Raw genomic sequence first — 6351 nt, 5'->3', positions numbered from 1 at the left:
AGCCGGCTCATCCGCTATACCGAGGCGGGCTACCTGCCGATCGACAACAACCGTGCCGAACGGGCTATTCGCCCGTTCGTCATCGGGCGCAAGGCCTGGCTGTTCAGCGACACGCCCAAAGGCGCGACGGCCAGCGCGCAGCTCTACAGCCTGGTGGAAACCGCCAGGGCCAACGGGCAGGAGCCCTACGCCTGGCTGCGCCACATCCTCGAGCGGTTGCCGGCAGCGCAAAGCGTCGAAGACTACGAGGCGCTGCTGCCGTGGAACTGCACTCCGACGGCGCCACTGTAAAAGACCGGCTCGGCCGTTAACAGACGGGGTTCATGGATCACTTACCTTCCGACAGGCCTTGCTCGGCGAGGAAGTCGTCGAAATCGGAGCCAATGTGCGGGTTCATGCGCTGTACCTCACAGTCTGGATTTGCGCCGCTGCCTACCCTCCTTGCTCGCCATCAGACGAGATGCACTTCCACCCGCTTGCCCAGCGCCGCCGCGTACTTGCGCAGCGTATCCAGGCTGGGGGAATGCTTGCCCGAGGCCAGTGCGTTTTCCAGTCGGGCTACTGCCGGAGCCTTGGTGCCCATACGCTCGGCGACCTGCGCCTGGGTCAGGCCGGCTTCCCGGCGGGCCGCCAGCATCTCGTCCAGCAGGGCGAACTCCTCGCGGTTGAGCCGCTCGTATTCGGCGCGCACCTCGGGGTCTGCCAGGGCTTTGGCTTTGAGTTCAGCGTGCGTCAGCATGTTGCTTCACCTCTTTCATTCTCGTTTCGGCCAGTCGCCTTTCTTTGACGGGCGTCTTGTCTGTCTTCTTCACGAAGCTGTGCAGTACCACGATGCGCTTGTTTACCACGGTGCAATAGGCAACGAACGCCCTCGGCCATCAGAGACTCTGCACAGTCCGGCACTTGGGAAAGCCAGAGCATCCCCAGAACTGCTGCCCGGCCTTCGCGCCGGACTTCACCGAGCGAATCATCAGCAGGCTGCCGCACTTGGGGCATTTGCGCTCGGCGGTGGGGTCGTTGCGGCGCTTGAGGTTTTGCACGTGCTCGCGGTGGGTGGCCCGCGTCGGCGCCCGGCGGCCTTCCTGCAGGGTGCGCAGCAGCGCATCCACCTCGGCCTCGCTGAATACCGGCTGCCGGAACGACTTGATGTAACGGATGAACCCGGCGCCCTCGGTCACGTTGGCCGGCATATCAGTTTTGAACGTACTGCCGCCGACGAAGGTGATGACCGAGTGCAGGTGCTCCGGCGCAATGCCGAGCGTGGCCTCCAGCGCCTTGAGGTGCTTGTAGTTCTGCCGCAGCGGGTTCTGGAACTTGAAGCTCTTCTTGTAGAACTTCTGCGTCCACTGCGCCTGGTGCTCGCCGCCGAAGATCCAGCCGCCCATGTTCTTGGTTTCCAGCACGAACACGCCGAAGCGCGAGAGGAACACATGGTCGATCTGCGTCGTGCCGTCCGGGGTCGGCAGCGTCACGTTGTGCAGACGGCGATAGGTCTGCTTGTCCAGTCGCCAGTGCGCGAACAGGCGAACCCGCAGCTCGCCGATATACCCCTTTGCCCAGGGCGACTTCAGGAGGCCGAGCAGGAATATCAGCGGCACGAGCCAGATGGCCACTTTCCAGACCTGGGCGATGATGGGTGTGAAATCCAATTTCCGATTCTCCGACTACGGTGGGGGGCTGCGTGTTGGTCAGTTGTAGAGTGGGTAACTCGCGAAGCGATTACCCACCGTTGGCCTCGGTAGACACAAGGCTGCGCCGTTATTGCCCTATACCCTACGCGCTTGCAACCATCTGGTGGTAAGAAAAATAGATGTTTCCTGTTTGAGCTGCGTGGCGCTTTTTGCGCAATAGTAAACTCACAAAATCGATACGCTCCTCAAGGACGGCCATAAGGTCTCCTCCATCCATTAGAATAATTGAGGCTCCGCCAGCTTGATGTGCAGCTACTCCATCTTGAGAAAATCCATTGATTGATAGGAAGACCCCTAATGTGTTCTCAAGCTTTGTGCGTACTTTATCGGAAAAAGCAGCCAAGGATGCTTTGTTAACAAGCTCTTTGTGCCACTTTGCTTCAAATAAATACTCTGTTCCATCAAGTGTGAAAGCACCGTCAAGTTGTTCGCCAAGGTTCTTGAAGGATGCTTTAGGGTCTAGGTCGAATAGTTCGAAAACTTCATACATAATGCGCTCCAGCTCAAATCCTCGACCTTGGGGGTCGCTTGAGCTGATGAGTGCCATGTACTTTGCTTTGATTGCTTCAAGCTTTTGGCGAACTGCTGTGTTTTCACGAAGCTTTTGCGCAGCAGCCTCTTGTCGTTTTTTTATTTCGTCTTGCTCTCGTTTGATCTCTTGATGTGGTTCAATCAGTTGCTTTAGTTGATTGACGGCGCTGCGTGCTTTTTCGACCTTGGCTGGGCCGTCATCGAGTTGCTTGAGATGCGAGAAGTCTGTCAACTTGCATAGCTCATAGCAAATCTTTGTTAAATCGCCGAGATGGTTGGCTGGATTGGAGGCGAGAAAATCAATAATGTCGGAAGCGATCTGTCGCTTATAATTTTCCCAGTTGAAGTTATTGAGTAGTGCGGGGTTGGATAGGCAAAGATTCAGGAAGCCACGAAGATCAGACTTGTACCAATACACTGAACATAGAGCTTCTTTGAGCGCCATTACCCCCGCAGGGGAAAGCTGTTTTGCCATGATCTTTTTAATCTCCTATGGGGGCTTGGATGTCCAGTAGTCAGGAAAAGTAACGCAGCGCTTATTAGCCGTTGGCCTTGGTAGACAAGGCTACGCCGTTGTCTACCCTACGCGCTTCGCCGGCAGGCGCGACAGCATAGCCTCGCCGCACACAAATCTACATTATAGATAAACAAATTACCCGGACAGTCAACTAGTCGCTATATTGTTAATTTATGATCGTATAAAGATGCTGGCTATCTAGTTTCTCATTGTGCTCGGCTTTTCTGCCGAGATATACAAACTCCATTATGTCATTGAAATCTCTATATTCTTGACTGTCGGCAGGAAGTATTCCTTTTTCTAAATATAGTGTTTTTGCTTGCTCAAAGCTATTGTAGAGCAGTCCTCGCTCATCAATAACTAATGAGACTTGTTCTAGGCGCTCTAGGCACAAGGTGTACATGCTTTCTGGAGCATTGGCAATTACAGCCGCTGCATGTGATTTTCCGTAAATCGATTCAATTTTGGCAATAGCCTCTTGCGTGTATGGTAATATATTTGATAGTTCGTCTTTTCTTTTTTCAATCCATTTCATGGCGCTATCTTTGTCGAAGGCTTTAAGCAAGACCAAGCTTAGCTTGTCAATTATTGATATGTTGCTCCTGTCATCTTTGTATAGTTCTTCGAGAACAATATATCTTATAATTGGAGGTAGAATGGAAAATGCGCTCAATACTTCGCTATTTGAGCCAAATTTAAATTTTTTAAAATACAGAACAAAGAGGCTGGCGTACAAGTTTAGTAGTGCATTAACTGCGTCGTTAACATTTTCGTCGGTAATTGGTTGTGGGGTTTGGGTGTGGGTGCATTTATTTCCAAGTTTTTGTAGTTTTCTTACGGATTTAATTAATAGCTTGTTGTTTGAGCTGGCTGCTTCAAGGTCGCGTATGACGTCAAAGTCACCCAAGGTGATTTTGTTGTTGTTGTGTGAGTTTAATAACTTTCTTATGACAACTTCTGCGCATTGTCTAATGGTTGATATCTTTCCTCTGTTAGATCTTGATTCAATATAAAAGGCATCATTGATCAAGTCTCTTACTAATTCTTCATATTCTTGATTTTTGAACTTCATGATCTATCTATGTTCGTGAGGTTTAGTTGCTTTGTGGCTAAATGTAAATAGACACCAAATGGTGTCTGATGCTTCGGCTAGGGTTTGTGGATGACATTCCTTACCACGTCTCATCACCCTGTCTACGGCCCGGCCTCATGGCCACGCTGACCGTTCGTCGGCTTTATACACCATGTACTACCGCCCCCGTCAGCCCTCCGAGCCGCGCATGGCCTCCCGGTTGACGCCTGTCAGCCTCTCCCGCTAAGGTTCTGCCCGTCGCTGTCAATCCAGCGACCTGGGATTGGCGTCCCGGAATCAGAGGCGGACACACCGCCGTAACAAGCGGTTTTTTTGTGTCCGCAGCATGGCTGCACCCGTGTTATGGGCGGGCCGTGCGTGGGGGTCTTCGGACCCGCCGGCCCTCTGACCGGTACGCCAACCCGCACGGTTCCGCCCACCCAAATTGGCGTTTGGGAGCGGAGTTCAAGCCTTCAGAGGATTCCTGCCATGCAAGCACTTGTCTTTCGCGACACCCAGTTTGATATCACCGACCGCAACGGACAGCCGTGGGTAAGGGCAAACCAGATCGGTTTGGCCTTGGGGTACAAGAATCCCGAGTTGTCGATTGCCAAGCTCTACCGCAGCAATGCCGACGAATTCACCGAGCAGATGACTGCGCTGATCGACCTGCCCACCAACGGCGGGATACAGCAGGTGCGCATCTTCTCCCTTCGCGGCGCCCATCTGCTGGCGATGTTCGCCCGCACCGAGGTCGCCAAGGAATTCCGTCGCTGGGTGCTCGATGTGCTGGATGGCTTGAGCACGCCTGAGTCTGCCCCGGTCGGCCCGGTTCCCGTCGAGCCGATCCACCTCACCTACAACGACCGCCCGTTCCGCATCGTCCCCGAGGGCGCGGCGCTGTGGTTCGTCGCCGTCGATGTGGCCCGTGCCCTGGACATGCGCGACGCCCACGGCCTCACCCGCCATCTGCGCAGCGAGCACAAGGCACAGCGGCAGGTCGGCCACCGCCGCCTCGGCCTGATCGACCGGGCCGGGCTGGAGCTGGCCCTGCACCACGCCAGCCCGGCGCGGTCTGAGCCGCTGCGGTTGTGGCTGGAGGCGGCGCTGGAGCAGTTCGTGACCGGCGAGGCGCCGGCGCATGCGTTGCCGGGCGGGCTGTCCGGCGAGCAGCAGGGCGCGCTGCGGGCGCTGGTGAGGGCGCGCACCGTCGCTCTGCCTTCCGGCCGGCGCAAGGCGGCGACGCTGCGTTGCTGGTCTGCGCTGCGCAGCGAGTTCGGCTGCGGCTATCGGGAGATCGACCCGGCGCGCTTCGACGAGGCGCTCGGTCTGGTGGCTGGCTGTGTGCTGGAGGGCGAGCTGCTGGAGCGGGAGGCGCCGAAGGGGGTGGGCCGGCTCGACATCGACTATCCCATCGAGGACTGGAAGGCCCGCAACCCCCACCAGTTCCGCCACGACAACCCGAACACCCCGGAGCTGTCGGTGACCACCGGCGATCTGCTGATGAGCGAGTATTCGCCCGGAGAGGCGCTGCTCGGCCAACTGGCCGAGGCCGGCTATCGGGTGGATGGCCCGCTGTACGAGCTGCGCGCCCTGCGCTCGCTGGCCCGGCGGCTGGATATGACCATGCGCTTCATGGCCGGCCACGTGCGGCAGGCGCTGGACAACTTCGAGCACGACCACCGCCGCGTGGAGCGCTTCGCCGGCGCCAAGACGCCGCTCTGAATCCGGGCGCCGGCATGACCGTTCGTCGGAGTGGTTTGCCGTGAGTAGGCGGCGAGTTGGCCGCGAGTAGGCGACGAGTAGAGCCGGCTTTTTTCGCCCGTTTACGCCACTGCCGGTCGGGGGGTAAAAAGCCGCTACCTTTGTGGTCGCTGTGACGGGCGGCCTTCCCCGAGCACTTGCTGTGTGCCCAGGCCGTTCTCCCCGACGGCCGCCCCAACCCCGCTTCGGCGGGGTTTTTCATTTCCGCCAAGCGGTAAGGAGTCCCGATGTCTACCGAGCAGTCCACGCTGGCGGACATGCCGTTCTGGATGCTGGTCCTGGTGTCGATGGCCGGGCTGTCCGGCGAGATGCTGCGGGCCTCTCGCGGCAACCTGACGCTGGGCCAGATTTTGCTGCGGGTGGTGCTGCGCTTCTCCGCCTCGGCGCTGCTCGGCGTCGCGTCGATGCTGTTCGCCGTGGCGCTGTGGGGCGATCACCTGATCGCCGGCGGCCTGGGCATCGTGGTCGGGGTGATCGGCGCGGACGTGGCCGGCGGGCTGTATGCGCGCTGGCTGGAGAAGCGGGTGGGGCTGGAGCCGGTGCGGCCGGATCGGGAGGTGTGAGCGGTGTTCTCGATCAACGCGAAAGGCTTCAAGGCGTCGGCGGATCGTCTGCGGCGGATCGAGAGGCAGATGCCGTTCGCCACGGCGCTGGCTCTGACCCGCACCGCCCAGTTGGCGAAGGAGGCGATCGAACAGGACATGCGCTCGGTGTTCGACCGGCCAACCCGCTGGACGCTGAACAGCCTGCGCCTGATCCCGGCCCGGAAGGACCGG

General features: G+C 57.9%; 7 protein-coding genes and 2 pseudogenes. 4 read left to right on the top strand and 5 right to left on the bottom strand.

Annotation, left to right across the window (positions count from 1 at the left end):
- A partial coding sequence (locus tag BMY22_RS22340; RefSeq protein WP_143068585.1) for a transposase domain-containing protein occupies positions 1-291 on the top strand: 291 nt, incomplete at its 5' end.
- A gap of 160 nt (positions 292-451) precedes the next feature.
- Here the strand turns inward: BMY22_RS22340 and BMY22_RS22335 are convergent.
- The 5 genes and pseudogenes from BMY22_RS22335 to BMY22_RS24125 all read right to left on the bottom strand — a co-directional run bounded on the left by BMY22_RS22335 (position 452) and on the right by BMY22_RS24125 (position 3811).
- A complete protein-coding gene (locus BMY22_RS22335; protein ID WP_090625492.1) occupies positions 452-739 on the bottom strand; it encodes a helix-turn-helix domain-containing protein in 288 nt (95 codons plus the stop codon).
- Positions 723-851: pseudogene (locus BMY22_RS25475) on the bottom strand (type II toxin-antitoxin system RelE/ParE family toxin); the annotation flags it as partial. The gene BMY22_RS22335 and the pseudogene BMY22_RS25475, both read right to left, overlap by 17 nt.
- 27 nt (positions 852-878) lie before the next feature.
- Positions 879-1649 (bottom strand): nuclease-related domain-containing protein, encoded by a 771-nt coding sequence (locus tag BMY22_RS22325; protein ID WP_090625490.1) that lies wholly within the window; start codon positions 1647-1649, stop codon positions 879-881.
- Positions 1650-1773: 124 nt separating this feature from the next.
- On the bottom strand, positions 1774-2697 hold the full coding sequence (locus BMY22_RS22320; RefSeq protein WP_090625488.1) for a hypothetical protein: 924 nt from the start codon (positions 2695-2697) through the stop codon (positions 1774-1776).
- Positions 2698-2905: 208 nt separating this feature from the next.
- Positions 2906-3811 carry a hypothetical protein gene (locus BMY22_RS24125; RefSeq protein ID WP_143068612.1) on the bottom strand — a complete coding sequence of 302 codons (906 nt, stop codon included), beginning with the start codon at positions 3809-3811 and terminating at the stop codon, positions 2906-2908.
- 489 nt (positions 3812-4300) lie between these two features.
- On the opposite strand from BMY22_RS24125, the gene BMY22_RS24120 reads away from it, so the two are divergent.
- The 3 genes and pseudogenes from BMY22_RS24120 to BMY22_RS22305 all read left to right on the top strand — a co-directional run.
- Positions 4301-5536 (top strand): BRO family protein, encoded by a 1236-nt coding sequence (locus BMY22_RS24120; protein ID WP_143068611.1) that lies wholly within the window; start codon positions 4301-4303, stop codon positions 5534-5536.
- Between the two features lie 266 nt (positions 5537-5802).
- On the top strand, positions 5803-6138 hold the full coding sequence (locus BMY22_RS22310) for a phage holin family protein (RefSeq protein WP_090625487.1): 336 nt from the start codon (positions 5803-5805) through the stop codon (positions 6136-6138).
- Between the two features lie 3 nt (positions 6139-6141).
- Positions 6142-6351 (top strand): annotated as a pseudogene (locus tag BMY22_RS22305) (hypothetical protein); the annotation flags it as partial.

The organism is Azotobacter beijerinckii, assembly GCF_900110885.1.
In the GTDB taxonomy this organism is placed as follows: Bacteria; Pseudomonadota; Gammaproteobacteria; order Pseudomonadales; family Pseudomonadaceae; genus Azotobacter; species Azotobacter beijerinckii.
The sequence above is the reverse complement of the archived record's forward strand: the minus strand, read 5'-3'. Positions and strand labels throughout refer to the sequence as shown.

Bases quoted from the DNA above. Each gene is read 5' to 3' on its own strand.
- BMY22_RS22335 (WP_090625492.1), bottom strand. From the start codon at position 739: ATGCTGACGCACGCTGAACTCAAAGCCAAAGCCCTGGCAGACCCCGAG.
- BMY22_RS22320 (WP_090625488.1), bottom strand. From the start codon at position 2,697: ATGGCAAAACAGCTTTCCCCTGCGGGGGTAATGGCGCTCAAAGAAGCT.
- BMY22_RS24125 (WP_143068612.1), bottom strand. From the start codon at position 3,811: ATGAAGTTCAAAAATCAAGAATATGAAGAATTAGTAAGAGACTTGATC.
- BMY22_RS24120 (WP_143068611.1), top strand. From the start codon at position 4,301: ATGCAAGCACTTGTCTTTCGCGACACCCAGTTTGATATCACCGACCGC.
- BMY22_RS22310 (WP_090625487.1), top strand. From the start codon at position 5,803: ATGTCTACCGAGCAGTCCACGCTGGCGGACATGCCGTTCTGGATGCTG.